This window comes from Kribbella deserti (assembly GCF_042434725.1).
Lineage (GTDB): Bacteria > Actinomycetota > Actinomycetes > Propionibacteriales > Kribbellaceae > Kribbella > Kribbella deserti.
The window spans coordinates 22,770-48,538 of the sequence record NZ_JBHLTC010000011.1 but is presented as its reverse complement, the minus strand read 5'-3'; the positions used below and the strand labels follow the sequence as shown (position 1 = coordinate 48,538).

At 68.6% G+C, this 25,769-nt stretch carries 20 protein-coding genes; 15 read left to right on the top strand and 5 right to left on the bottom strand.

The genetic code is table 11. From position 1 onward, the window contains the following. Positions 1-132 precede the first annotated feature (132 nt). Entirely contained in the window at positions 133-882 is a 750-nt protein-coding gene (locus ACFFGN_RS09690; protein ID WP_380045557.1) for an SDR family oxidoreductase, read from the top strand. A 79-nt stretch (positions 883-961) separates the two neighbouring features. On the opposite strand, the gene ACFFGN_RS09685 is transcribed toward ACFFGN_RS09690, so the two are convergent. After that, the gene (locus ACFFGN_RS09685; protein WP_380045554.1) at positions 962-1,603 is read right to left on the bottom strand and encodes a DM13 domain-containing protein; all 642 of its coding nucleotides are present in this window, start codon (positions 1,601-1,603) and stop codon (positions 962-964) included. A 319-nt stretch (positions 1,604-1,922) separates the two neighbouring features. Here ACFFGN_RS09685 and ACFFGN_RS09680 point away from each other — a divergent pair, with 319 nt between their 5' ends. The 4 genes from ACFFGN_RS09680 (at position 1,923) to ACFFGN_RS09665 (ending at position 4,424) form a co-directional block, all read left to right on the top strand. After that, a complete protein-coding gene (locus ACFFGN_RS09680) occupies positions 1,923-2,288 on the top strand; it encodes a DUF6504 family protein (protein ID WP_380045551.1) in 366 nt (121 codons plus the stop codon). Continuing rightward, entirely contained in the window at positions 2,285-2,758 is a 474-nt protein-coding gene (locus ACFFGN_RS09675; protein ID WP_380045548.1) for an SAV_6107 family HEPN domain-containing protein, read from the top strand. The genes ACFFGN_RS09680 and ACFFGN_RS09675 overlap by 4 nt, the downstream gene beginning before the upstream one ends. A 283-nt stretch (positions 2,759-3,041) precedes the next feature. Next, positions 3,042-3,788 (top strand): methyltransferase domain-containing protein, encoded by a 747-nt coding sequence (locus ACFFGN_RS09670; RefSeq protein ID WP_380045545.1) that lies wholly within the window; start codon positions 3,042-3,044, stop codon positions 3,786-3,788. 135 nt (positions 3,789-3,923) lie between these two features. Then, on the top strand, positions 3,924-4,424 hold the full coding sequence (locus ACFFGN_RS09665; RefSeq protein ID WP_380045542.1) for a hypothetical protein: 501 nt from the start codon (positions 3,924-3,926) through the stop codon (positions 4,422-4,424). Between the two features lie 45 nt (positions 4,425-4,469). Here ACFFGN_RS09665 and ACFFGN_RS09660 read toward each other — a convergent pair whose 3' ends face one another. Then, positions 4,470-7,712, bottom strand: a complete 3,243-nt coding sequence (locus ACFFGN_RS09660; RefSeq protein WP_380045539.1) for a M36 family metallopeptidase — start codon at positions 7,710-7,712, stop codon at positions 4,470-4,472. 515 nt (positions 7,713-8,227) lie between these two features. Between ACFFGN_RS09660 and ACFFGN_RS09655 the strand changes: the two genes are divergently transcribed. Next, on the top strand, positions 8,228-8,704 hold the full coding sequence (locus ACFFGN_RS09655; protein WP_380045535.1) for an SCO2097 family morphological protein: 477 nt from the start codon (positions 8,228-8,230) through the stop codon (positions 8,702-8,704). 765 nt (positions 8,705-9,469) lie between these two features. On the opposite strand, the gene ACFFGN_RS09650 is transcribed toward ACFFGN_RS09655, so the two are convergent. The 3 genes from ACFFGN_RS09650 to ACFFGN_RS09640 are packed head-to-tail and all read right to left on the bottom strand — an operon-like array spanning position 9,470 to position 14,093. After that, on the bottom strand, positions 9,470-11,827 hold the full coding sequence (locus ACFFGN_RS09650) for a transglutaminase TgpA family protein (protein WP_380045532.1): 2,358 nt from the start codon (positions 11,825-11,827) through the stop codon (positions 9,470-9,472). Further along, positions 11,824-13,110, bottom strand: coding sequence for a DUF58 domain-containing protein (locus ACFFGN_RS09645; protein ID WP_380045529.1), 1,287 nt, complete (start codon positions 13,108-13,110; stop codon positions 11,824-11,826). Before ACFFGN_RS09645 ends, ACFFGN_RS09650 begins: the two co-directional genes overlap by 4 nt. A 2-nt stretch (positions 13,111-13,112) precedes the next feature. Continuing rightward, the gene (locus tag ACFFGN_RS09640; RefSeq protein WP_380045526.1) at positions 13,113-14,093 is read right to left on the bottom strand and encodes an AAA family ATPase; all 981 of its coding nucleotides are present in this window, start codon (positions 14,091-14,093) and stop codon (positions 13,113-13,115) included. A gap of 527 nt (positions 14,094-14,620) precedes the next feature. Between ACFFGN_RS09640 and mraZ the strand changes: the two genes are divergently transcribed. The 9 genes from mraZ (at position 14,621) to murD (ending at position 25,769) form a co-directional block, all read left to right on the top strand. Beyond that, complete coding sequence (gene mraZ, locus ACFFGN_RS09635) at positions 14,621-15,052, top strand: division/cell wall cluster transcriptional repressor MraZ (protein WP_328995038.1); 432 nt, start codon at positions 14,621-14,623, stop codon at positions 15,050-15,052. A gap of 312 nt (positions 15,053-15,364) precedes the next feature. Then, a complete protein-coding gene (gene rsmH, locus ACFFGN_RS09630) occupies positions 15,365-16,336 on the top strand; it encodes a 16S rRNA (cytosine(1402)-N(4))-methyltransferase RsmH (RefSeq protein ID WP_380045522.1) in 972 nt (323 codons plus the stop codon). Further along, positions 16,336-16,953: a cell division protein FtsL gene (gene ftsL, locus ACFFGN_RS09625; RefSeq protein ID WP_380045519.1), complete on the top strand. Its 618-nt coding sequence runs from the start codon at positions 16,336-16,338 to the stop codon at positions 16,951-16,953. The genes rsmH and ftsL overlap by 1 nt, the downstream gene beginning before the upstream one ends. A gap of 568 nt (positions 16,954-17,521) precedes the next feature. After that, on the top strand, positions 17,522-19,267 hold the full coding sequence (locus ACFFGN_RS09620) for a peptidoglycan D,D-transpeptidase FtsI family protein (RefSeq protein WP_380045516.1): 1,746 nt from the start codon (positions 17,522-17,524) through the stop codon (positions 19,265-19,267). A gap of 238 nt (positions 19,268-19,505) precedes the next feature. After that, on the top strand, positions 19,506-19,667 hold the full coding sequence (locus tag ACFFGN_RS09615) for a hypothetical protein (protein WP_380045513.1): 162 nt from the start codon (positions 19,506-19,508) through the stop codon (positions 19,665-19,667). 576 nt (positions 19,668-20,243) lie between these two features. Continuing rightward, on the top strand, positions 20,244-21,875 hold the full coding sequence (locus tag ACFFGN_RS09610; protein ID WP_380045510.1) for a UDP-N-acetylmuramoyl-L-alanyl-D-glutamate--2,6-diaminopimelate ligase: 1,632 nt from the start codon (positions 20,244-20,246) through the stop codon (positions 21,873-21,875). Beyond that, positions 21,872-23,269: a UDP-N-acetylmuramoyl-tripeptide--D-alanyl-D-alanine ligase gene (locus tag ACFFGN_RS09605; protein WP_380045507.1), complete on the top strand. Its 1,398-nt coding sequence runs from the start codon at positions 21,872-21,874 to the stop codon at positions 23,267-23,269. Before ACFFGN_RS09610 ends, ACFFGN_RS09605 begins: the two co-directional genes overlap by 4 nt. Then, on the top strand, positions 23,266-24,330 hold the full coding sequence (gene mraY, locus ACFFGN_RS09600) for a phospho-N-acetylmuramoyl-pentapeptide-transferase (protein WP_380045505.1): 1,065 nt from the start codon (positions 23,266-23,268) through the stop codon (positions 24,328-24,330). The genes ACFFGN_RS09605 and mraY overlap by 4 nt, the downstream gene beginning before the upstream one ends. Then, the gene (murD, locus tag ACFFGN_RS09595; protein ID WP_380045502.1) at positions 24,327-25,769 is read left to right on the top strand and encodes a UDP-N-acetylmuramoyl-L-alanine--D-glutamate ligase; all 1,443 of its coding nucleotides are present in this window, start codon (positions 24,327-24,329) and stop codon (positions 25,767-25,769) included. The genes mraY and murD overlap by 4 nt, the downstream gene beginning before the upstream one ends.

Genomic DNA, 25,769 nt, shown 5'->3' with positions numbered 1-25,769 from the left:
GCCTGCTGCCCGGCCTGGGTCCGGCGGTTGCCGTGCGTGTGGTCCCGGGGGTTGTCACAGGTCGGTGGGCTGTTCGGTCCTAGCTGGTGACCGGACGGCAAAGCGATGCCCCGGCGGACAGGAAGGTGTGTCATGAAGGTTGTAGTCATCGGCGGTACGGGCCTGATCGGTTCGAAGATCGTGGCGAAGCTCGGCGAGCACGGGCACGAGGCGGTGCCCGCCGCGCCGAACACCGGGGTGAACACCATCACCGGCGAAGGGCTCACCGAGGCACTGGCCGGCGCCGACGTGGTGATCGACGTGTCGAACTCGCCTGTGTGGGAGGACGCGGCGGTGCTGGAGTTCTTCGAGACCTCCACCCGCAACCTGCTCGCGGCCGAGGCGGCAGCGGGCGTCGGCCACCACGTGGCGCTGTCGGTGGTCGGTACCGAACTGCTGCTCGAGAGCGGGTACTTCCGCGCCAAGCTCGCGCAGGAGAAGCTGATCGAAGGCTCGTCGATCCCGTACTCGATCGTGCGCGCGACCCAGTTCTTCGAGTTCGTGCCGAGCATCGCGGACGCCGCCACCCAGGACGGCACCGTCCGGCTGGCCCACGTGTTCTTCCAGCCCATCGCCGGCGACGACGTGGCACAGGCCGTCGGGCGGACCGCCGTCGGTTCGCCTCTGAACGGCAAGCTCGAGGTCGCCGGGCCGGAGCGGTACCGGATGGACGACTTCTTCCGGCACGCGCTTGCCGCCCGCAACGACGATCGCGAGGTGGTTACGGACGCCAATGCCGTCTACTTCGGGGTCTCACCTTCCGAGGCCGCGCTGGTACCTGGCGGCGAGCCGATCCTCGGCGAGGCGCGGTACGACGAGTGGCTTGGTCGCGCCGGTTCCTAGTTCGGTGACGCCGCCGGGCGGTTCAGGACCAGCGTGGCGGCGCCGTTTCGGGGGGGGCAGGCTGGGACCGCGTTGAGGGTCAGGCTGGGACCAGTTTGGCGGCGCCGAAGGAGACATTGAAGCGGTCGCACCAGATCGAGACGCTGGTGAAGTTCTTGAGGTCGACGCCGGCCGGGATGGCGTAGTTCTGGTTGCCCTTGTTGCCTTTCAGGCGACCCAGGTTCTCGTACCGGCCGTCGTCGAAGACGTGCCAGCCCGCTTTGCCTTCCCGTACGGCGGCGTCCGACAGCCAGACCTTGAGGTCGGGGCCGTCGGAGGTGTCGAGGCCTTCCAGACGGAGCACGCGCGAGCCGTCGGCGAGCTGGACGATCCGGGCCGTGCCCGAGGTGTCGTGCTCATGGGTGATGAAGCTGCCCTTGGCGAGCGTTACCGGGGTACTAGCCGGCGCCTCGGTGGGGTCCGTCACGCGGGGTGGCGTCGGGGTCGACTTGGACGCCGTCTGGTCCGGCCGGGTGGGGGTGGCATCCGGTCGCACGGAAATTGTCGGTGGCGTACTCGACGATGGATTCATGGAGATCGGAGCGGTGCCCGGGAGCGCCTCGTCCACGACCTTGTCGGTGACCAACCGCCACGGCTGGAAGAGCGCGAGCCCGATGACCGCGGCGACGGCGAGCGCGCCCGCGGCGATGCTGATCACGGTTCGGCGGCTGGGGGCTGACATCGGTCTCCTCGGGTCGGTTCGGCCTGCCCGTTCAGTCTCGCCCATCCGCTGGTCATGGCGGCGTGCCCGGCGCTTACGGCCCGTTGACGATTGTCGGCGGGCAGGGTTAGGCTTCCAGTGTTCGAACAGATGTTCGACCGGTTCCGCCCCGGAGCCGGTCGCGACGTCTGATCGATCCCGGTGCGGAGTTGCGGCCGCATCGGGAACAGGTGGTCCCGGTGGCCCGGCCGCCGTGGTGGACCTCGACCCCCACCCGGCCGGCCGAGGTCATCGGGCCCACCGCCTTTCGAACGACGCTCGCGCACAGGAGGCGATGAACATGTGGCAGCTGGATGAAGCCGTCGAGGTCCGGCTCGGCGTGGTGGACGGTGCTGACGCGCCGGAACAATTCCTGTGGCGTGGGCGGTTGTGGAGAGTGTGTGCGGTGGAAGCCCACTGGGTGGAGACCGCGGCGTGGTGGGAGCGGGGCGTGATCGGTGGTTCGCCGGTCAGCGGTCCGCCCGCGGCGGCGCTCGCTACCGAGGGCTCGGCCGCGGTTGGCCTGCTGGATGACGACTGGGGCCCACGCCGCTCGGTGTATCGGGTGGAGGCGGGCTGTGGCCGGCAGGGCCGGCGCGAGCGTTTCGACCTGGCACATGACCCGCAGTCACAGCGGTGGCAACTGGAGAGGGTGACGGAGCGATGACTGTTTCACCGGTAGCACCGGCCGCGGCCGGCGCGGCCAGCCGTGAGCTGGCCCGGGCGCGGACGGCCCTGACCGAGGCCCGCGAGACCGACGACCAGTTGATCCGCTACTCCAGCGCCCACGTCGCGGCGCTGCGCGTCGCGGCCGCCGTGCTGGCCGTGCGCGCCCGTCCGGTAAAGGCCGGACCCCGGCGCCGGGTCCAGCGCAACGCCTGGGTGCTACTGGCGGATGTCGCCCCCGAGCTGGGGGAGTGGGCGACCTTCTTCGCCGCCGGTGCGTCCAAGCGGGCCGCCGCCGAGGCAGGCCTGGAGCGCGCGGTCAGCCAGCGCGAGGCCGACGACCTGGTCCACGAGGTGGAGAACTTCTACGAGCTGGTCGAGTCCAGCCTCGGCCTGACCTATCAGCCGGTCCTGCCGGACGCGGCCGAGGCCCAGTCGGTGCTGGCCCAGTCCTGGATGCGCGCGAGCTGATCCACCCGTCGCCGCTGCGCCCGCCCACGGCCCGGTCGGGCGCAGCGGTCTGGGCAGATCGTTCACGAGGCAGACGAACGCCCGCGGTCAGGCGGCGGTTCGTCCACGGCTGGTGCGCACGCGGTCAGGTGGCGGTTTGTTCGCGGGCTCGGACGTGTGCTCGGGGTGAGTTGAGAGCGTTCACGGTGGCGGCAAGTAGGGTGTTTCCCGCAGTGCAGCCAGGCGGCAGTCGCCTGGCGGACGCGTCAGCCGGAGAACTCGCCGGAGCCGAGGAGGCAGCAGGATGGTGGACCGACGTCGCCGCTCGGTGCGTACGGTGCTGGTCGCTGAGGCCCTTCGGGTCGCGCTGGCCGGCAGCGGACGGACCGATCCGACCGCTGGCTTGGACATCGTCGACCTTGGCGGTGGTACGGGTGGTTTCGCCGTGCCGCTCGCGGCCGAAGGTCACCGGGTCACCGTGGTTGACCCCAGCCCGGACGCGCTGGCCTCGCTGGAGCGACGGGCCGCTGATGAGGGTGTGAGTGATCTCGTTCGCGGCGTGCAGGGTGACGCCACCGAGCTGGCCGCCCTCACCGGTGAAGGCAAAGCCGACGCGTTGCTGTGTCACGGCGTGCTCGAGGTGGTCGACGATCCCGCGCAGGCTCTGCAGGCGATGGCCTCGGTGCTGCGTCCCGGCGGTGTGCTCAGCCTGCTCGTTTCCCAGCGCAACGCGGTGGTGCTGGCCCGCGCGCTGGCCGGACATCTGACCGAGGCGCATGCCGCGCTGTACGACCCGGACGGCCGTTGGGGTCCGAACGACCCGATGCCGCGCCGCTTCGACGAGGCCGGCGTGTGCGCGCTGCTCGATGACGCCGGGCTGTTCGTCCACACGATCCACGGGGTGCGTACGTTCGCTGATCTCGTGCCCGCCGCCTTCGTCGACAGCGAGCCCGGCGCCACCGAGGCCCTTGCCGAACTAGAGCGCGCCGCCAGCCAGCACCCGGTCTTCCGCGCGATCGCCCCCCAACTCCACATCCTCGCCACCCGCTGACCCGCAACCGCACGCCTTCGCCCCTGACCCCGCTTTCATTCGCCTCTGGTGGCGGCTTGTGGGTTCGACGGGGCGGTACCTTGAGGCATGGGGTTTGGGCGTAAGGGTTGGTGGACGGCCGTCACGGTGGTTTCGATGGCGTTTGCTGTCACGGCTTGTGGTGGCGATTCGCCTTCGGGCGGTCCTAGCGCGGACCCGGGCGAAATCACGCCGACGCCGGGACCACCGGGTACGCCGACGGCCGGTTCTCCTGGCGCGAGCGGTACGCCACAGCCGACGGCCACGGTTTCACCCGACCCAACTCAGTCGTTGCCCGGACCGGGGGAGCGGATCGCCCTTACGTTGCGGGACAACGGACGGGCCTTGGTCATACGGCGATCGACCCGCATCCGATTGGTATTGCCCGACGATTTCGTCTGGACGGAGCCGAAGGGCGCGCGGCTCGACGTACAGCGGGTGCTGTCCGATGCACCGATGGGCGTGAAGGAGTGGGAGATCCGGCCTACCGGCTCCGGCCGGACCACGTTGACCACCACGGGTAAGCAGTTGTCCCGCGACCCGCAGACGGGCCCATCGGTCTGTGGACCGACGAGCCCGTCTTGTCGCAACTACACCGTCACGCTGCTCATCTCTTGAACAGACTCTCCACCCGCCACACCTCGCGACGTGGCGACCGGCCTGTCACATCAGGAGCGAGCAGAGCAGCGGCGGCAGCAGGTAGTCGCGCTCGTTGACGCACGACAGGATCCGCGCCTGCTTGTCGAGCTGGGCACCGGTCGCCGCCGGGTTGTTGCGCACGGTCTCGGCGTTCGCGATCACGGTGGCGAAGCCCTGATCCACCTGGCCGTCGTTGTCGCTGTCGACCACGGGCTCGTTGTACTCGACGCCGCCGTTGGCGAAGTTGAGCCAGCCCGTCATCAGCTGAGCGTCGAGCCGCTTCTTCGGGGTTGAGGTGAGTAGACCCGGCGTAAGTACGTCACCGGCCTTGGCTCGGGTGGACGCGTCCCGGGTCTCGTTGAAGACCTTGCTCAGGTAGCCCGTCACCTTCAGGTAGCAGTCGAGTTCCGCGTTGGTGAAGTCCTTGGGCAGCAGAATCCCCTCGAACTGGTGTAGCCAGTAGCCCTTGCCCTGGCTCTTCTTCGGCGTCCCCGTGATCAGCACCTTCGTCGAGTCGGCCGAGACGCCACCATCGTCGTCCACCACGTTGAAGCCCACGTCATACATGCAGGACTTCTCCCACGCGTAGGCCGAGGTGCCGATGATGTCGCGCGGCTGCACGGTCGGGCTGTTCACCGGGTCGTCGGCGGGCGCGTTGACCCGGCTCTTCACCAGCGGCGAGAGATTGCCGTCGCCCCAGTTCCACTGGCTGCTGAGGTCGTCGCTGCCGGGATCGGTGATTCCCGCCGACAGCTGAACCAGTTGACCGGCGTCGGCGAAGACCGTCGGCACGCCGTTGATCATCACCGCATTGCTGTCGTCGATCGTCGCCAGCGGGTTCTTGTTCGACACGGTCACCTGGAGCAGGTCCGAGCCGGTGTCGCCGTCGTCGTCGCTGACGCTTACCGACAGCTTGTAGGTGCCGTTGTCCCCATAGGTGATCGAGGCCTGCGTCTGGCCGGTGACCGGAGCCGGGGGAGCGAGCGGGTTGGTCGCCACAGTGCCCGCGACGCCCGGCAGGTACGGCGTACCCGGGGTCAGCGTCGACGCGAAGGTGTCGAGCCAGCCCGGGTCGGTGAAGGTCGCCTTGACCGTCAGCGAGTTGTTCTCGACGGCGGTGGCGAGCTGGTTCGGATCGATCGTGACCGTCGGAGCGACGTTCGTGACCGTGACCGCGTGGGTGGTGACATTCGAGTACCCCGCCGTGTTCGACACCCACAGGCGAACGGTACGAGCGCCGTTGTCGCCGAAGGTCCAGGACGGGGTCGCGCTCACCGAGTCGTCGAACTGGCCGTCGTTGTCGAGGTCCCAGGCGTACTTCAGCGTGTCGCCGGCGTCGCCGCCGACGGTGCTGCTCGTGCCGCTGAACTGGATGGCGCTGCCCTCGGCGACGGTCGCCGGTCCAGTGATCACAGGTGTCGGGCGGCACGCCGCCGGGGTCGCGGTGCTGACCGTCGGCGTCGAGTCGTCGTCCGCGTCGGGTCCGGCGGTGACCCCGAGCTCGTTGTCGGCGAAAACCCGCCAGATCAGGCACTGGTTGTCCGCGCCCGGGTTGACCTGGTCGGCCAGCAGGTAGCCGGTCCGCGCGTCATGGAAACTCGGCGTGTCGACCGTGTTCTTGAGGCCGAGCATCATCAGCGTCTCGTGCATGGCCTTGCCGGTCACGGCGCCGTACTTGCCGATCAGCGCGGCCCGCTGTTCCCACATCGCCATCGCCCAGATGCGGCCGTCGTTGTGTACCTGGCAACCGTCGTCGCACAGATCGCCGTACTCCAGGTTGTCGGAGTCGTAGGCCACGTTGCGGATGCCGGTGCTGTAGTTGCCGTTGTTGTACTCGCCGTAGACCGGGTCGTTGTTGATCGAGGTGGCGAACGCGTCACTCCAGCCCTCGCCCAGCGCGCCAGACTGTACGTCGCTGCCGGCCAGGTTGCCGTCGCTGATGATCCGGCCGGTGATGCCGTGGGTGTACTCGTGAATGACCGTGTCGCGGTTCATCGCCCGCTGAGTGCGGCGGCCGTTGTCCTCACCGACGTACATCTGCATCCGCGGGTTGGTGCCGTCCGGGCCGTTCGCGTTGAAGTTCGCGTTGTTCCGGCAGATCACCGGCTCGTTGGCGCTGTTGGTGCACAGCTTGCTGGTGCCGTCGCCGTAGCTGTCGTCGGCCTCCGCCGAGACACCGTCGCTGCCGGTACCACCCCGGCCGAAGTTGTCCTCCTGGAAGTTCCGCGCGGTTTCGGTGAAGCCCAGGTTGTACGCGTAGTCGTGGAACCAGTTCGTGTAATAAAAGAGCTGCGTCACCACCGCGTCCCGGTTGGCCCCGGTCGTCGGCAGTACGCCGTTGAGGCCCCACGTGTCGGTCCAGGCGTAGTCGAAGTGCTGATTCGGCGCCGGGTCGGTATCGGGCTGATCCGCCGCGTCCGGGGTCTCGTCGTCGAACAGGTCCTGGAAGGTGTTCGTGTTGTTGCCCGCGGTGGTCTCACCCGCGACCCACGAACCGTCCACCCCGGTGAACGGCACGTCCGCCACCTGGCCACCAGCCTCCGGGTCGTCGCCGGTGTGCACAAGACCGTGCGGGCCTTCGTTGGACCACTGGTTCTTGCGGAAGATGACCTCGCCGGTGCTCGCGTCCACCAGCGACACGTACTCGGCGTTGCTGGCGACCTCGGTCACCACGCGCCACGCCGTACGGCTGCCATCGGCGGTCGGTACGGTGACCAGTTCGGCGCGCACCGGGTCGGCGTCCTGCATATCCGGTACGGCGAAGGTGTTCGCGAACGCCGCCGTACCCCGAGTCGTGCCCAGCCGGCGCGGCGCGGCCTTCGTGGCGCGCGGGCTCACATCCGCGACCGCCTTCGCCACGGCGGCCTCGGCGGTGAGCTTCGCGGCGGGCGCATCGGTGCTCGGGGCAACCGTTCCGCCGACGAGAATGATGCGCTCGTCCCGGTCGAGCGCGACCAGCAGCGACGAGCCGTACACGTCACGACCGTCCTGGGTCTGCTTGTAGCGCAGGAAGGTCGCGCCACTGCGGTCCCGGTCCTGCATGGTCAGCCGGAATCCGGCCAGCCCGGCGGCATCCTGTTTGAACAGGTCCGCGTGCTTGGCCAGGAAGTTGCGGGCAATGGTGTCCGGCGCGGCCTTGCTCGGTCCGGTCAGCGCCCCGGTTCGGGAGCGCAGCGAGCGCGGCGTGCCGAACTCGGACCAGCCGACCTCGATCTGCTCGCCCAGCGCGGCGGCGGCACGGACCTGCCCGGATGTGATCGGCGCCACTTTTCCAGCCGTACGCCGGTCGATGTCGGGTAGACCGTTTTCGGCGTGCGGTGGGGCCGACGGTCCGAACGGACGTGTGGCGGGTGCGTCCGTTCGAGCCGAGTCCGGAGCGGCGCTCGCGGCCCCGGTGCTGAGTGCGGATGCCAGCAGAGCGATCGGCAAGACCGCCGCCGCTAGCCGAATCCGGGCATGGGCAGGTCTGTGCGTCATAAGTGTTCCCCCTCGTTCAGGCGCCGCATCCCCCTGAAATTTCGCGCGCGGCGCCGATTTCCCCGCGATCAGGGTGCGGTATCGGCAAACGGGCGCGCAAGACCTCCGGCTAATCCCGGCCACCATGTGTGCCCGATCGGGCGCGGAAAGTGTGCCGGATCGAGCGCTGACAGCAGGTAAAACCGGTCTGGGTGGCAAACACTCGCTTCAGACAGCTGACGCGCGGACCCTCGGCGTGTCATGATCTCGTCGGTTGACCGGGGGAGTTGCCGGACCGTGACGCGCGGGAAGGGCGTCAGGGTTTCGTGGACGTCACCGGCGGCCTAGACTGGACTTGGCCTATCGAGATCGCGCTCATCATGGAGGGATCGACGGTGCCCCTCTCGGAAGAAGAGCAGCGCCAGTTCGAGCAGCTCGAACGGGCTCTCGCAGCGGAAGACCCGAAGTTTGTCTCCGCCATGCGGGGGACCAACGTGCGCTTGTACTACAAGCGTCGAGCCGTGCTCGCCGGCGCGGGATTTGTGCTGGGCATCGTGGTTTTGATGACCGGCGCCATCTTGCCCAACACGATCATTGGAGCCATCGGCTTCGTGGTCATGGTTGCCTGCTTGTATATCGCCGCGCTCAGCATGCGACGCATCAGCAATGCCGGTGACTCAGACGATGTTCCGCCGCCAATGCCACCTCCCTCGAAGAGAGGCCGGACCAAGCACGACTCGTCCGGCAGCTTCATGGAGCGCATGGAAGACCGCTGGCGCCGCCGCCGCGACGAAGACCTCTAACCAGCGCCCCACCACAGCCACATCCCTAACCTCAGGGATGTGGCTGTTCTGCACCCACCCCACCGGCCGGCGGGCGAACCGTTCCGCCCAGGTGAGGAAGCGGTGCCCCCATTCCCCGGCAGCCGGCGCACCATGCCCACGGCCGGCTCCCCATTCACCGACGACCGGCCCCACTTTCCGACGACCGGCCCCACCATGCCCACGGCGCGCGCGGCCCCACTTTCCGACGGTCGGACGCACTATGCCGACGGGCGGCCCCAGTTTTCCGACGGTCGGACGCCGCAAACCGCGTCCGACCGTGCGCAAAGTTGTGCATCGTGGCCCTTGTGGTCCGGTGCCATACCCCGCCCTCGCCGCGTCGGCGGGCGCCCGCTGTCCCAGCCCGCGCCGCAAGGCTCGCTGGTCCGCGCCGCAAGGCCCGCTCCGCAAGGCTCGCGCCGCGCCGCCGTACCGCCTGTAGCCACTTCGGCCACCCGGCGACGCGCCGGATCCCATTTACCGACGGTCGGACGCCGCAAACTGCGTCCGACCGTCGGTAAGTGAGGTGTGGGTTGGTCGCATAGTGCGTCCGACCGTCGGTAAGTGAGGTGTGGGTTGGCCGCATAGTGCGTCCGACCGTCGGTAAACGAGATGCGGGTTGGCCGCATAGTGCGTCCGACCGTGTGGAGCTAAGGAGGCGTGAGCCCGGGGGAAGGGAAGGGGGCGGGGAAGGGGAACGGCCCGTCTCGCTGGGAGGCGGGACGGGCCGGGGGAGGAGTGGGTGGATTAGGGGGTGGTGTGGCGGCCTCGGCGGGGGAGGAGGGTGGTGCGGAGGCGGGCCAGGGCTAGGTCGAACTCGTCCAGGAGGTCGGAGGCCTCGGCGCTGCCCCGGTTGAGGTACCAGCGCCACGACGGCGGGAGCAGCCTGGCGCGCCAGCGACGTGTCCACTTGGCGGTGGACCAGAGAGCCTTGCGGACCTCTTCGGCGTCCTCGCGCAAGTCGAGCTCGCTCGGTTCGCGGCCGGCGTACCGAACGGATTCCACCCCGCGGGCGAGCCGGATCACCGCCGGATGGTTGGTCTCCGGGAGTTGCGTGCGGAGCCAGTCGCCGAGTTGTCGCGGTGTTGCCGTGTCGGACCACTCGAGCCCGATGTCCCGGCTGGTGTCGCGCATCTCCGCCCAGAGGGCCTCCGCGCTCTGACGGCCGGGCGGACGCATGAAGCGGCGGCGCCGGGTCAAGGTCCGGATGAGCCAGGGCACGCACAGCAGCAGGAGTACGCCGATGGTGGTGAGCACGATGGTCGAGCCGCCGCTGTTCCACCAGTTGGTGGTCGGTGTCGCGGCCACGCCACGGTCGTCGGGCAGGTTCCGGTTCTCGTTGCGCGGGTCGTCGGGATCGGTCGTCGGCGTCGTACCCGTGGTAGGTGCGGTCGTCGGGGTCGGCGTCGGGTCGTCGATGGTGGCGTCGTCGTTCGACAACGACCAGGGCGGCGGTGTCGCGATGCGCTGGGCCGGGGTCGGCTCGAAGCGGACCCAGCCGCTGCCTTCGAAGTACAGCTCGGGCCACGCGTGCAGGTCGTGCATCTTGACCAGGTGCTTGCCGCCCTTGATCGGCGTACCCGGCAGGAAGCCGACGCCGACCCGGGCCGGAATGCCCAGCGTCCGGGCCATCAGCGCCATCGCGGTCGAGAACTGCTCGCAGTAGCCTTCCTTGCTGCTGAACAGGAAGTTGCTGATCGCGTCCATGCCGCTGCGGCCATCGGCTTTCAGGCTGTAGCTGAAGCCACCACGCTCGCGGAAGTAGGACTGCAGCAGCGCCGCCTGCTCGTAGCGGTTGCCCTTCGCCTCTTTGGTGACTTCCTGGGCCAGCGTCCGGATCCGGGGCGGCGTGCGTGTCGGGACCTCGCTGGTGAACTGGTCCGGCTGAGTCGTCGTCGGGGCTGCCCGCAGGTCCGTCTCGGACGGATTCACGTCGTACGCCGTGAGGTTGTACTTCATGCCCGCGGCGGTCCGGTTGTTCGCGGAGGTGATCGTCAGCATGGTCGGGTCGTACTGCCACTTGTTGCCGAGGTCGATCGACTGCACCGGATACGGCACGGGGGCGAAGGCGGAACGCAGGTTCCGGTTGACCTCGATCTTGTAGCGCACGGTCCGGACCGACGACAGGTCCTTGGTCAGACCGGGCGGCCGGCCGAGCTTGCCGTCGATCCGGGTCCCGGGCGGTGGCGGCGACATCTCCCAGCTGCGCCCGTTGAACAGGTCGAGCGAGGTGAGGCGCAGGTACGTCGGTGGGCCGGTGTAGGTGATCGCCTCGACGTTGTCGCCGCGGCGCAGGTTCTTGCCCATGTCGAGCATCGTGTCGCCCGGCGTGATCGCGGCGCCCACACCGCTGCCGCTGCCACCGGACAGGCCGTTACCGACCACGCCCTCGGGCAGAGCCGGCAGGAGGGCGGGCAGCAGCGCGGCCAGGGCGACCACGCTCAGGCCGATCCGGCGGCCGGCATGACCGAGCGCCGAGGCCTCGATCGGCTCAGCGCCGTCGAGCTGGGTCACGCCGGAGATGCGCCGGCCCCAACGGCTGAGCCGGGAACGGCCCTCCGCCGACAGCAGCACGATGTAACCGACGGCCGGTGGTACGAACAAGATGGCGGGCAGTCCGCCGTGCACGGTCGCGGCCGGCACGGTGTACATCATCAGGAGCAGCAGCCCTGCCCAGGCGGCCTGCCGCATCTGCACGGCGATCAGGTGGATCAGCAGGCCGGTACCGGCGATCACCGAGGCGGCGAACACGGTCAGATGGCTGTCCGGCGGCAGCGGCGCGCTGAAGCGGTTGATCGCGTCCATCGCCCGCACCAGCTGCTCGTTGTAGGCGATCAGCGTGTCCTTCCACGGCAGGATGCCGAACTTCAGCGTCGAGCTGAGGAAGAACACCGAGATCAGTTCGATCAGCACCAGCAACTGCACGACCGGTACGACGAACCTCGGGGCGCGCCAGGTCTGCAGCAGAATGCCGGTGCCGGTGACGATCGCGCAGATGAACGCGCTGATGAAGAGAAAGGGCCCGGCGAAGACCGGAACGAGCACGATCGAGCCGAGGATGGTCGCGGCCCACGCCGCGATGGAGATCCTGAGATGTCCGGTCATGCGATCCGTCCGCTCCTCAGTCCGAGCGCCGACCAGACCGTCGGCAGGTGATCGCCGCGCTGGATGCGGGCCACCCGCCAGCCGCTGCGGCGCAGTTCTTGTTCGGTGGCGTCGGTCCTGGTCCGGAGCCGAGCCGCCTTCTCCGTACCGTCCAGCTCACCGGTCCAGCTGGCGGCGTCGATCAGCAGCGCGATGCCGGTGGCCTGGCCGGTCCGCCAGCGGTTCAGCGAGGTGATGTCCTCGGAGCTGCAGATACCGAGGATGGCCACGACGAGGCTCGGGTCCTGGGCCTGCCGGTCCACCGTCAGCAGCGGCGCGAGTTCGGCGTACCGATGCTCGTCGACGGTGGCGCACTCGGTCAGCAACGCCTGCGGCGTGAGGGGCTGATGTACGGCGGTGGAGCTGCGCCGGGTGATCGCGGCGATGGTGGTCGGGCCACCGAGCAGGGTGGTGACGTAACCGCGGTGGATCACGTCCTGCCCGATCGAGGCGGCCGCGGTGACGGCCCATTCCAGGCTGGACGACGGGCCGTGACCGTGGTGCGAAGTGGTGCGGGCGTCGAGAAAGATCGAGCACCGGGACTGCCAGGGCTGTTCCTCGCGGCGCACCATCAGCGAACCGCGCCGGGCGGTCGATCGCCAGTGCACCCGGCGCAGGTCGTCCCCGTCGCGGTACTCGCGAACGGTCGCGTCCTCCTCGCCGGCCGCCGCGATCGCGCGCGGGCGGTTCTCACCGGATCCGGCCCGATCGGTTCCGAGCCGTACGGCGGGCAGTTTGTGCACCCGGGGCGTGACCAGCAGGTGCTGGCTGCGCGCGAAGGTCCGGCTGGTCTCGACCAGACCGAACGGGTCCGCCACGGTGAGCATCAGCGGGCCGACCTGGTAGAGGCCGCGCACATCCGATTTGACCGTGTAGGTGACTTTGCGTTTCCAGTTCGGGCTGACGCGATCGACCACAAAGCGCGGGCGATGCCCCAGTACATATGGAATACGGTCCTCGAGCAGCAGCAACCCGGCGGGCATCCGGCCTTCGTTGCTCAGGGCCAGCTCCACCGTGGCCGGGGTGCCGACTGGAACCTGGTCGGGGGCGAGGCTACGCCGAACCTGTAGGCGCAACCGGGTCCGGCCGATCACCAGCGCGGCAACAATCGGCAGGGCGATCAGCAGGATGCCGACGCGCAGCAGGTCCTTCTGTCCTAATAACAAGGCGCACAACGACGCCGTACCACCGGCGGCGACAAACGCGCGCCCCCGGGTGGTGAGTCCGCGTAGGGCTTGCCGCATCGTCAGTCCCGGCGGTTGCGCGGCAGCGGTACGGACGCGACCAGGCCGGCGATGATGTCCTCCGCGCCACGTCCACCGAGGTGGGCCTCGGCCGCCGGCAGCACGCGGTGAGCCAGCACCGGTACGGCGAGTTGCTGCAGATCATCCGGCAGTACGAACTCGCGGGCGTCGAGCGCGGCAGCCGCGCGGGCGGCGCGAACCAGGTGCAGGGTGGCTCGCGGGCTGGCGCCCAGACGGAGTTCCTGCGAGCGACGGGTCGCCCCGACCAGGGCAACGGCGTACTCCTTGACGGCCTCGGAGACGTGCACCGAGTGCACGGTCTGCACAAGCCGGGCGATCTGCTGGCCGTCGGTCACGGCCTGCAGGGTGTCGAGTGGCTCCCGCGCGGCGTGGCCCTCGAGCATGGCCAGCTCGGCGGCCGGCTCGGGATATCCCATCGAGACGCGGGCCATGAACCGGTCGCGCTGGGCCTCGGGCAGCGGGTAGGTGCCCTCCATCTCGATCGGGTTCTGGGTGGCGACGACCATGAACGGCGCCTCCAGGTAGTACGTCGTGGTGTCGACGGTGACCTGGCGCTCCTCCATACATTCCAGCAGCGCCGCCTGGGTCTTCGGCGAGGCGCGGTTGATCTCGTCACCGACGACGATGTTCGCGAACACGGCGCCGGGCTTGAACTCGAAGTCGCGGATCTCCTGGTTGAACACCGAGACACCGGTGATGTCCGACGGCAGCAGGTCGGGAGTGAACTGGATCCGGCGCACCGAACAGTCGATGGACCGGGCCAGGGCCTTGGCCAGCATGGTCTTACCGACGCCGGGAACGTCCTCGATCAGCAGATGTCCCTCGGCCAGCAGCACGGTCACCGCCGTCTCGACCACATCGGGCTTGCCCTCGATGACCTCTTCTATGGCGGCGCGGACCCGCTTCGCCACATCCGTGAGCTCCTGGAAGTCCGATGCCGAGCTCGTTGCGGTGGTGCTCACCCTGGGTCCTCCTGGGATCGATTGTCAGCCGCCTCATTCTCACCCGCCGACAGGGGCGCGGGGAGAGCAAGGACCGATTCGTTACTCCGACGCCGGAACGGGCCGCGAAGTTCGGCCAACTGCTTGTCCGCCCCCAGACCGGGCGCGTGCGGGCCGTGCCCTCCAGCGTACGGGCCGCGCACCAGCCCGCCGCATAACTTCCGCCAGTTCTGCCATGGGGTGCAGCCAGGCCGTCCAGCCGGGGCCGTCATTCCGGCCGTCGGCCCGGTTCGGCACCGACCGTTATAGGCCCGCCGCGCACAGTTCTCTTCTGCTGCCGACCGGTGAGACGGACGCGCCGTACGGCGTGCGCGGGACACGCCGTACGCGTGATCGGCCGCCCCGAGGGGCGCGCGGTGCGCAGTGGAGCGAAACGGGGTGAGGTTGGTTGACGGTGGGGCAAAGTGGAGTATGGTGGAGCGCAGTGGTACTGCAATGGTGGAAAAAGCTCAACCTGAGTCGGGTCACCGCAACGGGGAGGTGGAGCGATGTTCCTCGGAACTCACTTCCCCAAGCTCGACGACAAGGGGCGGCTGTTTCTGCCGGCGAAGTTCCGGGACGAACTCGCGGAAGGCCTCGTGCTGACCCGCGGACAGGAGCGTTCGCTCACTGTCTGGCCGGAAGCGGAATTCGTTCAACTGACCGAGCAGCTGAAGCAGGCGCCGATCACCAACAAGGGTGCTCGGGACTATCTGCGGATGTTGTTCGCCGGGGCCTCCAACGAGGTGCCGGACAAGCAAGGCCGGGTCACCATCCCGCCGATGCTTCGCGATTATGCGGGACTGGATCGCGAATGCGTCGTCATCGGGGCGATGAACAGGGTGGAGATCTGGAACACGGAGAGCTGGAATCGGTACTCCGCGGAGCAGGAGCAGGCATTCGCCGACCTGTCCGAGGAGGTCCTGCCCGGCATCTTCTGAGTCACGCCGTGATCGGTTCGGACGTCTTCGTCCGGCGAGATCACGGGTCCGACTTCCGACCTCCGCCCCACTGGCATCACTTCCCCGGTGCCAGTGGACGAGGTACTTCCCCGGAAGACGTACCCGCGATCTGGCCGGACGACGGCCCGGCCGGTCGCCCTGTCCGCCAGGGTTCGCGGCCCCGCCCGGGGTACCAGCAGTCGTTCCACCGCAACACCAGCAGTGTCAACCCGCGGGGGCAGGGTCGCCAGCGCGGCTATGGAAGGGTCGAGATGTTCACTGAGTGCGGGACGCCGGGACGGGTGGGCTGATATGTCAGCCCAGCCCAAGCCCAGCCATGTGCCCGTCATGGTGGACCGGGTCATCGCCCTGCTCGCCCCCGCGCTCAGCACGCCCGGTTCGGTTCTCGTCGACGCCACCCTTGGCCTCGGCGGCCACTCCGAGGCCTTTCTGAACGCGTGCCCCGAGGCCCGCCTGATCGGGCTCGACCGCGATCACAACGCGCTCCGCCTGGCCGGCGAGCGCCTCGCGCCGTACGGCGACCGGGTCACGCTCGTGCACGCCGTGTACGACGAACTGCCGCGGGTGCTCGACGACCTCGGCATCGACGCGATCGACGGCATTCTGTTCGACCTGGGTGTGTCGTCGATGCAGCTGGACGAGGCCGAGCGTGGTTTCGCCTATGCGCAGGACGCCCCGCTCGACATGCGGATGGACGACACCACCGGCATCACCGCGGCGGACGTGCTCAACACGTACAGCCCCGCGGATCTGGCGCGCATCCTCTACCAGTACGGCGAGGAGAAGTTCGCCCGCCGGATCGTGGACCGGATCGTCGCCGAGCGCGAGAAGGAACCGTTCACCACCAGTGCGCGTCTGTCCGAACTGGTGCGATCGGCGATTCCCGCGGCGACGCGGCGAACCGGCGGTCATCCGGCCAAGCGCACGTTCCAGGCGTTGCGGATCGAGGTGAACGGTGAGCTCGAGGTACTACGCCGCGCGCTGCCGGCCGCGATCGACGCGCTCGCGCTGCACGGCCGGATCGTGGTGATGAGCTACCACTCGCTGGAAGACCGCATCACCAAGCAGTCGCTGGCGATCGGCACGAAAAGCGATGTTCCCGATGACCTGCCCGTGATTCCCGCTGGACATGAGCCGTTCCTGAAGCTGCTCACCCGCGGGGCCGAGCGGCCCACTGACGAAGAACTCGAGGCCAACCCACGCTCCGCCTCCGTGCGGGTGCGGGCGGCCGAGCGGATCCGGACGAGAGGACTGGTGGCCTGATGAGCACAGTCTTCAGCCAGGCCCGCGCCAGGGCCGCGAACCTGCAGCCAGGCGTCGGTAAGCCTGCGCCCAAGACGAAGACCGCACCACGGTTGCGGGTGGTGCACGGGGCGCCGTTCCGGCCGCCGCGGATGCCGTTTGTCATGTTCGTGGTGGCGTTGCTGGCCGGCGGTCTGATCGGTCTGCTGCTGCTGAACACCGAGTTGCAGCGTGGCACCTTCCAGATCACCGCCCTGCAGCAGCAGACCGACCAGCTGCGGGACAACCAGGAGGCCCTGGAACGACAGGTGCGCACGCTGGAGTCTCCGCAGAACCTGGCCGATCGCGCGCTGCGCATGGGCATGGTGCCGAACCCGAACCCGGTGTTCCTGCGCCTGTCCGACGGAAAGGTGCTCGGCGTGCCCGCGGAGGGCAAGGCCGGTACCGGAACACAGATGTTCGTCCAGTTGCCGCCGGTCAAGCCGATCGAACGCCCGGGTGTTCAGCCGACCCAGCAGATCATTCAGCCCACTCCGCCAACGGCCAGCACTTCCACGCCGGTGACCGGGACACGCAAGCCCATCAAGCCGAACACGCAGAACCAGGCAGCGAGGACGACAACTTCCAACGGGGGATGACTGGATGACCGAACGACGAGGTTCGGACGAGCCGCCACGCAAGCGGAGCGCCCGCGACCCGCAGGGCCGGGGTGACCCGTCCCGCGGTGTTCCGCGCAAGGGCGCTTTGCCGGGGCCGCGTCTGGGCTCGTCGCGTCGGTCGGCCGCTACGGAGGGTGGCCGAACCGGAGCCAAGCGTTCGGCCTCTAACTCCGGTGACGCCCCCAGGCCGCGCAAGCGGCCCGCGGACGACGTACGTCGGTCGAAGGCTGGGGAGACTCCCAAGCCGCGGAAGCGGGCTGAGCCGGGTAAGCGGCCTACGGCTGAGAAGAAGGCTGTAGCCGACAAGCGCGCTGCGGCCATCCGTAAGGCGCAGAACTCGTCTGCCAAGACAGGCGCGGCTTCAGCGGCTCGGAAGGCTGCCGCCAAGAAGACGTCGGCCACGAAGGCCACGGCCGCTTCTGCGAGGGGAACCGCTCCTGCGAAGAAGGCGGCGGCTAAGCGGCCTACTACTGGCAAGAGGCCTCCGTCGACTCGTGGACGGGGTCCGTCGCGTCCGCCGCGCAAGCCGCGTCCCAAGAAGCCGCCGATGACGTTGCGGCTCGGGCGTCCCGCAGTGCGTTTGCGGGTTACCTTCGGCGTGATGGCGTTCGTGCTGTCCTTGTTCGCGGGACGCCTGATCATGTTGCAGGGCGTTGATCCCGACTCGTACAAGCTTGCCGCCTCACGCGAGAGCGCCAAGTCGTACATCCTGCACGCGTCGCGTGGCTCGATCCTCGACCGCAACGGCGTACCACTGGCTGTGTCGGAGGACGCCGTCGCGATCACGGCCGACCCGTCGCAGACGCGTAAGAAGGCCAAGGAGATCGCGGAGATCCTGCGCCGCAAGCTGCCCGAGTCGTCGTACAGCAAGCTGATGGCGGGTCTGACCAAGCGCAACAGCAAGTTCCAGTACCTCGCGCGCCAGGTGACGCCGAAGATCTGGAAGGAGATCAAGGCCGAACTCTCCGAGAAGAAGCTCGTTGGCGTCTACACCGCCGAAGACCCGGTTCGAACCAACCCGAACGGCACCATCGCCGCGAACGTCATCGGCTTCGTCGGTGCCCAGGGCAAGGGTATGGCTGGACTGGAGTACGGCCTCAACAACGAGTTGTCCGGTAAGGACGGCAAGGCGATCTACCAGGTCGACAGCCGCGGCAACCGGATCCCGCTGGCCAACCACACCGTGGCCGAGCCCAAGCCCGGCGTCAGCGCGAAGCTCACGCTGGACCGCGACCTGCAGTGGTTCGCGGAGAAGCGGATCGAGCAGGCGGTCAAGCAGTACCAGGCCGAGGCCGGCGTGGTGATCACGATGGACGTGCAGTCCGGCGAGATCCTTGCCATGGCCAACTATCCGACGTACGACCCGCAGGACCCGGGTAAAACCCCGGCCGCCGCCCGGACCAACCGTGCGCTCGAGCAGGTCTACGAACCCGGCAGCGTGCAGAAGGTCGCCACCTTGGCGGCCCTCGCGGACGCCGGCCTGATCTCGCTCGACACCAAGCTGAGCGTGCCCGGCGTCTACCCGGTCAACGGCGTGCGCATCAAGGACCACTGGCCGCATGGCACCCTCAAGATGACGATGGCCGGCGTGATGGCCAAGTCCTCCAACGTCGGCACGATCATGGCCGCGCAGACCATGCCGAAGGCGCAGTTCGTCGACTACCTGCACAAGTTCGGCTTCGGCGAGCCGACCGGTATCGGCTTCCCCGGCGAGAGCAAGGGCCTGCTGCCACCTGGCGACGAGTGGAGCGAGCTGTCGCGGTCGAACGTTGCCTTCGGCCAAGGTCTGTCCGCGTCCGCCGTCCAGATGGCCGCGATGGTGAACAGCATCGCCAACGGTGGAACCTACGCACCACCGAAGCTGGTCAAGGACTACATCGACGCCAACGGCATAGCCACCCCGGCCGAGGCACCACCGTCTCGCCGCGTGGTGAGCGAAGACGCCGCCCGGCAGGTGACGACCATGATGGAGGCCGTCACCGGCGAGGGCGGTACGGCGGAACTGGCGCGCATTCCCGGCTATCGCGTGGCGGGTAAAACCGGCACCGCCCAGCAGGTGGATCCGAAGGCGCCGCAAAAGGGCTACACCAAGTGGGCCACGTCCTTCGCGGGCTTCGCGCCGGCGGATAAGCCCCGGTTCGCGACGTACGTGGTACTGCAGAACCCGACCAACGGACGCAGTGGCGGTACGCAGGGTGGGCCGGTATTTCGCGATGTGACTAGCTATGCGTTGCAGAAGTACGGAGTTCCGCCTACTGGGGTGGGTTCGCCGAAGGTGCCGCTTAGTTGGTAATCCGAGGATGGTTGTTGGTGCGTCCGCTCTAGTGGTTTCGGTTGGCACCCGTCCCCCTGAGGTCTTTCGAATTGTCAGGTCGGTTCGGGCCGGACGGGTGGGGTCTGGCCGGTTGCGACGGCTGGTCCCGTGGAGGGCCGAGTCCTCGCCGGCTTCGTTCCGGGGTGGGGGCACGCTGTGTGTCGGGGTTTGCCGCCGAGCTGGCGTGGTTAACCGCTGGGGGGTGAGAGGTGGGCGGGTGGGTTTGCGGCCGGCTGGCGGTCTTGAGGTCTCGCTGGTGGTCCCAAAGGGCCGGCTGGCGGTCTCGATGGCCCAGCTGGTGGTCCGAATGGGGTTCGCGGGTGGTGCGGACGAGTCGGCTGCCGAGTTTTTGCTCGGCTACCTGGCTGCAACCGGGTAGCGGCGCAAAAACTCGGTAGCGGGGACACCGAAGCCGGGTAGTCGCGCTGAAACCCGGTACCGGGCGGCTGGATCGCTCGAGTGGTCGCGTTGTGCGGTCGTTGCAGATCGTTCTGGGTGGGAGGCGGTGTCGTGGGAGTGGCCAGCCATTCGGATGGTGGGTTACCACCTGGGATTCCGAGGTGGTAACCCACCTTGGCGATGGCCAGCCACTCCCACGGGCGGCTCGCGCGGCCGGTTGGCGCGGCGCCTCGGACCGGATCCGGCCAGGCCTTCACGGAACCACCGGTCGCAACCGGCCAGACCCCACCCGTCCACCTGACAATCGCGACCACTCAGGGGGACGGGTGCAGCGAAATCGCCCGCCGAGGGGACCCGTGCAGGGGGATGGGTGCAACGAGCCCTGCCAAGGCGACTCCTGACCTGGACGGGTTCCAGCAAACCAACAAACCAACCCAAATCCCGAACAACGCACCCCCACTCAACGTCAAGGCAGACGTAAGGAACCGCAGGAGATGCTCGAAGGGGTGACCCGGAAGTGAAGAGGCCAGTGGGAAAGAGGGTAATCTCTGGGGCCGTGTCTTCTCCCACCCCCGCGGGCGGCGCTGTGGCCGCTTTGCGACCTCGGTCAGTCGTTCCGGTGCCACTCGAAACGCTGGCTCCGATAGCCCACGCGCCGGTCCCCGCCGATGCCGGTGGGGTGGCGGTTACCGGGGTGACGCTGGACTCGCGCTCGGTGAAGCCCGGTGATCTCTATGCCGCGCTTCCGGGCACGATCACCCACGGCGCGGCGTTCGCCACCCAGGCCAAGGACGCCGGTGCGGTCGCGATCCTGACGGACCAGGCTGGGTACGACCGTGCCGCTGCTGCGGGCGTACCAGTGCTCGTCACGGAGAACCCGCGCAACGTGCTCGGCGCCGTCGCCGCGGCGGTTTACGGGCGACCGACCGCGGGGCTGAAGCTGCTGGGGGTGACCGGGACCAACGGCAAGACCACCACGAGCTACTTGCTGGATTCGGTGCTGCGCGAGCAGGGACCGGCCGCGCTGGTGGGGACGATCGAGACGCGCGTTGGCGATGAGGTCGTCAAGAGTGTGCGTACGACGCCTGAGGCCACGGATCTGCAGGCGTTGTTCGCGGTGCTGCGGGAACGGGACGTCGAGTGGTGCTCGATGGAGGTGTCGAGCCACGCGCTGGCCATGGGCCGGGTGGATGGCGCGCGGTTCGCGGTTGCCGGGTTCACCAATCTCACGCAGGACCACCTGGACTTTCACAAGACCTTCGAGGAGTACTTCGCCGCGAAGGCCTCGCTGTTCACGCCCGAGCGGTGTGACGTGGCGATCGTCAACATCGACGACGAGTACGGCCGGCGTCTCGCCGCGCTCACGGTGGAACGAGGTGTCCCGCTGGTCACCGTCGCGCTGAGCCGCGAGGCCGACTGGCAGGTGGCCAACCGCCACCGCTCCGAACACGGCACCACCGTGCTCGACATCACCGGCCCCGCCAAGAGCCACCCCGCCAAGAGCCAGGCCGCCGAGGGCCAGGCCGCCGAGGGCCAGGCCGCCGAGGGCCAGGCAGGCGAGAGCACCGGGCCGGGGGAGAGTCTCACGGTGGAGATCGCCCTGCCCGGCGAGTTCAACGTGGCGAATGCGTTGCTGGCCGTCGCGATGTTGCGCCAGGTCGACGTACCGGCTGACGCGATCGCGCGGGGCCTTGCGACCGCGGCCGTGCCGGGCCGGATGGAGACGTTCAGCCGGGCCGACGGGGTCAGCGTGGTGGTCGACTACGCGCACACCCCGGACGCGGTGGAGCTCGCGCTGAAGGCCGCGCGGACCGCCACCAAGGGCAAGGTCGTCGCGGTGGTCGGCTGTGGCGGTGATCGCGATCCAGGTAAGCGTCCCGCGATGGGTGCGGCCGCGGCTCGCGCGAGCGACGTGGTGATCGTGACCGACGACAACCCGCGCGGCGAGGACCCGGCGGCGATCCGGGCGGCCGCCATCGCGGGAGCGCGCGAGGCCGTCGCGGACGTCGACCTGCGCGAGATCGGTGACCGGCACGAGGCCATCGCCACCGCGATCGAGCTGGCCGGACCAGGCGACACCGTCGTCGTACTGGGCAAGGGCCATGAGACCGGCCAGGACATCGCCGGCGTGATCCATCCGTTCGATGACCGTCAGACCGTGCGTGAGCTGTTGGAGGCGAACCGGTGATCCCTGTCAGCTGTGGCGATATCGCCACGTTCGTGAAGGGTGAACTGGTCGGCGCCGACCCGTCAGCCGTGATCGACGGCCCGGTGGTGATCGATTCGCGCAAGGCGGCTCCCGGCGGCCTGTTCGTCGCGCTGCCCGGGGAGAACGTCGACGGTCACTCGTTTGTCGCCAAGGCCACCGAGGCCGGTGTCACGGTCTCGCTGACGTCGCGGCCGATCGAGGGCTGCCCGTGCCTGGTGGTGGAGGACCCGCAGCTCGCGCTCGGCCTCGTCGCGCGGTACGTGATGAGCCGGTTGCCGAACTGCCTGGTGGTCGGCCTCACCGGTTCGCAGGGCAAGACCAGTACCAAGGACATGATCGCCCAGCTGCTCACGCCTTATGGGCCGACGATCGCGCCGGAGGGCTCGTTCAACAACGAGCTCGGGCATCCGCTCACCGCGTTGCAGGCCGACGAGAACACCCGGTTCCTGGTGGCGGAGATGGGTGCGGCCAAGGTGGGCGATATCGCGTACCTGGCCAACATCACCCCGCCGCGGATCGGCCTCGTGCTGAACGTCGGTACCTCGCACATCGCCCAGTTCGGCAGCCAGGACAACATCGCGCTCGGCAAGGGCGAGATGGTCGAGGCGCTGACCGAGGACGGTACGGCGATCCTGAACGCCGACGATCCGCGCGTGGCCGCGATGGCGAGCCGTACGAAGGCCAAGGTGGTCACCTTCGGCGAAAGCGCAGGCGCCGACGTACGGGCGACCGACGTGGTGCTGGACGACCAGGCCCGCGCAGGGTTCACGCTGCACATGGCGGGCGGGCAGTACGCCGTGCAGCTGCAGCAGATGGGTGAGCACTACGTGCCGAACGCGCTCGCGGCAGCGGCGGCGGCCCACGCGGCCGGGCTGGAGCCGCAGCAGGTGGCTGACGGGCTCAACGCGGCTACCGCCGGTTCGAAGTGGCGTATGGAGGTCACCGAGCGTCCGGACGGCGTCACGGTCATCAACGACGCTTACAACGCCAACCCCGAGTCCGTCCGCGCGGCCCTGAAGGCGCTCGCTGCCATCGGCCGCAGCCGGAAAGCGCGGACCTGGGCCGTGCTGGGGGAGATGCTGTCGCTCGGCGCGGCGTCCACCGAGCTGCACGACGGTATCGGCAGACTGGCGGTCCGGCTGGACATCAACCGGCTGATCGCGGTCACCGAGGGGGCGCGGCCGATCCACCTCGGCGCCAACCTGGAAGGGTCGTGGGGCAATGAGTCGGTCTACGCTCCGGACATCGACGCCGCCCTCGCGATCCTGCGGGCGGAACTGGCACCGGGTGACGTGGTGCTGGTGAAGGCCTCCCACGCCCTCGCCTTCGAGCGGCTCGCCGAAGAACTGATCAAGGATGGTGGTACGGCGTGAGGGCGATCCTCGTCGCGGGTGGCGTGGCGCTGATCTGCACCCTGCTCGGTACCCGGCTGGCCATCGCGCTGCTGGTGAAACGCGGCTACGGGCAGCTGATCCGCGACGACGGCCCGACCAGTCACCACATGAAGCGCGGTACGCCGACCATGGGCGGCACCGTCATCATCGTGGCCACGCTGGTCGGCTACTTCCTGGCCAAGCTCGCCACCATGCGGGCCCCGTCGGCGTCGGCCCTGCTGGTGTTGTTCCTGTTCGCGGGCCTCGGCGCGGTCGGGTTCCTGGACGACTTCATCAAGATCTTCCGCCAGCGCAGCCTCGGCCTTCGCAGTAAGGCGAAACTGGCCGGGCAGACGCTGGTCGCGGGTACGTTCGCGCTGCTCGCGCTGCAGTTTCCCGATGATCGCGGGCAGAGACCCGCGGCGCCGTTCATCTCGTTCATCCGTGACATCAACTGGCTCTATCTACCCGCGGCCCTGCTGGTGATCTGGGTGCTGCTGCTGATCGCCGGTATGTCGAACGCCGTCAACCTGACCGACGGCCTCGACGGTCTCGCGACGGGTGCCTCGATGATGGTGTTCGGCGCGTACACGCTGGTCGGCATCTGGCAGTTCAACCAGAGCTGTGTGGTCGCACCCGGCGCCAAGTGTTACGAGGTGCGAGATCCGCTAGACCTTGCGGTGGTCGCGGCGGCGTTGACCGGCGCGTGTTTCGGCTTCCTGTGGTGGAACGCCGCTCCGGCGAAGATCTTCATGGGTGACACCGGTTCGCTGTCGCTGGGTGGCGCGCTCGCCGGCCTGGGCATCATGACCCGGACCGAGCTGCTGCTTCTGCTGCTGGGCGGGCTGTTCGTCATCATCACCGCGTCGGTGATCCTGCAGGTCGGCTTCTTCAAGGTGACCAAGGGCAAACGCTTGTTCCGGATGGCGCCACTGCAACACCACTTCGAGCTGCTCGGCTGGGCCGAAGTGACGATCGTGATCCGGTTCTGGATCATCTCCGGCCTCTGTGTGGCGACCGGACTCGGATTGTTCTACGCGGAATGGGTGGCGGGCGGATGAGCCTCGAGACCAGGGCCGACGCAGGCTGGGCGACAACCCGGTTTGTTGTCGGCGGATTCGGTACGGCTGGGTACGCGTGCGTCGACTCGCTGCTGCAGGTTGGCGCCGAACATGTGATCGCACTCGACGACCGCGACAGCGAGGCGTTGCGCGAAAAGGCCCAGATCCTGGAGACACTCGGCGCCACGATCAAGCTCGGCGAGGGCAGTACGACGACCCTGCCGGACGAGGTCGATGTCGTCGTCACCTCGCCCGGGTGGTCGCCGAACACACCCCTGCTGGTTCAGGCGGCCGAGCGCGGTATCCCGATCTGGAGCGAGATCGAGCTGGCCTGGCGCCTGCGCGATCCGGCCAACGCCGCGCCGTGGTTGTGCGTGACCGGTACGAACGGCAAGACCACCACCGTGCAGATGCTGACGTCGATCCTGATCGCCGGGGGCCATCGGGCCGTCGCCGCGGGCAACGTCGGTCTGCCGCTGCTGGAAGCCGTGATGGACCCCGAGCCGTACGACGTGATCGCGGTCGAGCTGTCCAGCTACCAGCTGCACTACACGTCGTCGATGTCGGCCCACTCCGCCGTCGTACTGAACCTGGCGCCGGATCACGTCGACTGGCACGGCTCGATGGAGGCCTACGCGGCGGACAAGGGCCGGATCTACGAGAACTGCCAGATCGCCTGCGTGTACAACGTGGCCGACCCGGCAACGGAACAGCTCGTGCTGGACGCCGACGTGATCGAGGGCTGCCGGGCCGTCGGTTTCACCCTGGGCACGCCCGCGATCTCGATGGTCGGCATGGTGGACGACCTGCTCGTCGACCGGGCTTTCGTCGAGCAGCGTGCGTCCTCCGCGCTCGAACTGGCCGCTCTCAAGGACGTCAAACCGCCGGCACCCCACAACGTCGCGAACGCCCTCGCCGCCGCGGCGCTGGCGCGCGCGTTCGGCGTCTCGGCCACGGCGGTTCGCGACGGCCTGCGGGCGTTCGAACTGGACAAGCACCGGATCGCCCACGTGGCCGACGTCGAGGGCGTCACGTACGTCGACGACTCCAAGGCCACGAACCCGCACGCGGCCCAGGCCTCCCTGCTGGCGTACGAGCATGTCGTCTGGATCGCCGGGGGACAGGCGAAGGGCGCGAGCTTCGACGAACTGGTGGAGGCGGCGAAAGCACGCCTGCGCGGTGTCGTACTGATCGGGCAGGATCGGCAGGTGATCGCGGACGCACTTGGCCGACACGCGCCCGATGTCCCGGTGATAGTCGTCGAGTCAACGGACACTGGGGCAATGGCGCAGGTGGTGGCGGAGGCGGCGAAGCTCGCGCAGGCGGGCGATACCGTGCTGCTCGCTCCGGGTTGTGCGTCATGGGACATGTTCGCCAACTACGGAGCCCGTGGGGACGCCTTCGCTGAGGCAGTGCGCCGACTGGGCTCCACCGGCTGA

What these genes read in the sequence shown, in the direction of transcription:
- ACFFGN_RS09620 (WP_380045516.1), top strand. Translation starts at nt 17,522, where the DNA reads ATGACGTTGCGGCTCGGGCGTCCCGCAGTGCGTTTGCGGGTTACCTTC.
- rsmH (WP_380045522.1), top strand. Translation starts at nt 15,365, where the DNA reads ATGTCAGCCCAGCCCAAGCCCAGCCATGTGCCCGTCATGGTGGACCGG.
- mraZ (WP_328995038.1), top strand. Translation starts at nt 14,621, where the DNA reads ATGTTCCTCGGAACTCACTTCCCCAAGCTCGACGACAAGGGGCGGCTG.
- murD (WP_380045502.1), top strand. Translation starts at nt 24,327, where the DNA reads ATGAGCCTCGAGACCAGGGCCGACGCAGGCTGGGCGACAACCCGGTTT.
- ACFFGN_RS09645 (WP_380045529.1), bottom strand. Translation starts at nt 13,110, where the DNA reads ATGCGGCAAGCCCTACGCGGACTCACCACCCGGGGGCGCGCGTTTGTC.
- ACFFGN_RS09690 (WP_380045557.1), top strand. Translation starts at nt 133, where the DNA reads ATGAAGGTTGTAGTCATCGGCGGTACGGGCCTGATCGGTTCGAAGATC.
- ACFFGN_RS09665 (WP_380045542.1), top strand. Translation starts at nt 3,924, where the DNA reads ATGGCGTTTGCTGTCACGGCTTGTGGTGGCGATTCGCCTTCGGGCGGT.
- ftsL (WP_380045519.1), top strand. Translation starts at nt 16,336, where the DNA reads ATGAGCACAGTCTTCAGCCAGGCCCGCGCCAGGGCCGCGAACCTGCAG.
- ACFFGN_RS09650 (WP_380045532.1), bottom strand. Translation starts at nt 11,827, where the DNA reads ATGACCGGACATCTCAGGATCTCCATCGCGGCGTGGGCCGCGACCATC.
- ACFFGN_RS09680 (WP_380045551.1), top strand. Translation starts at nt 1,923, where the DNA reads ATGTGGCAGCTGGATGAAGCCGTCGAGGTCCGGCTCGGCGTGGTGGAC.
- ACFFGN_RS09670 (WP_380045545.1), top strand. Translation starts at nt 3,042, where the DNA reads ATGGTGGACCGACGTCGCCGCTCGGTGCGTACGGTGCTGGTCGCTGAG.
- ACFFGN_RS09675 (WP_380045548.1), top strand. Translation starts at nt 2,285, where the DNA reads ATGACTGTTTCACCGGTAGCACCGGCCGCGGCCGGCGCGGCCAGCCGT.
- ACFFGN_RS09685 (WP_380045554.1), bottom strand. Translation starts at nt 1,603, where the DNA reads ATGTCAGCCCCCAGCCGCCGAACCGTGATCAGCATCGCCGCGGGCGCG.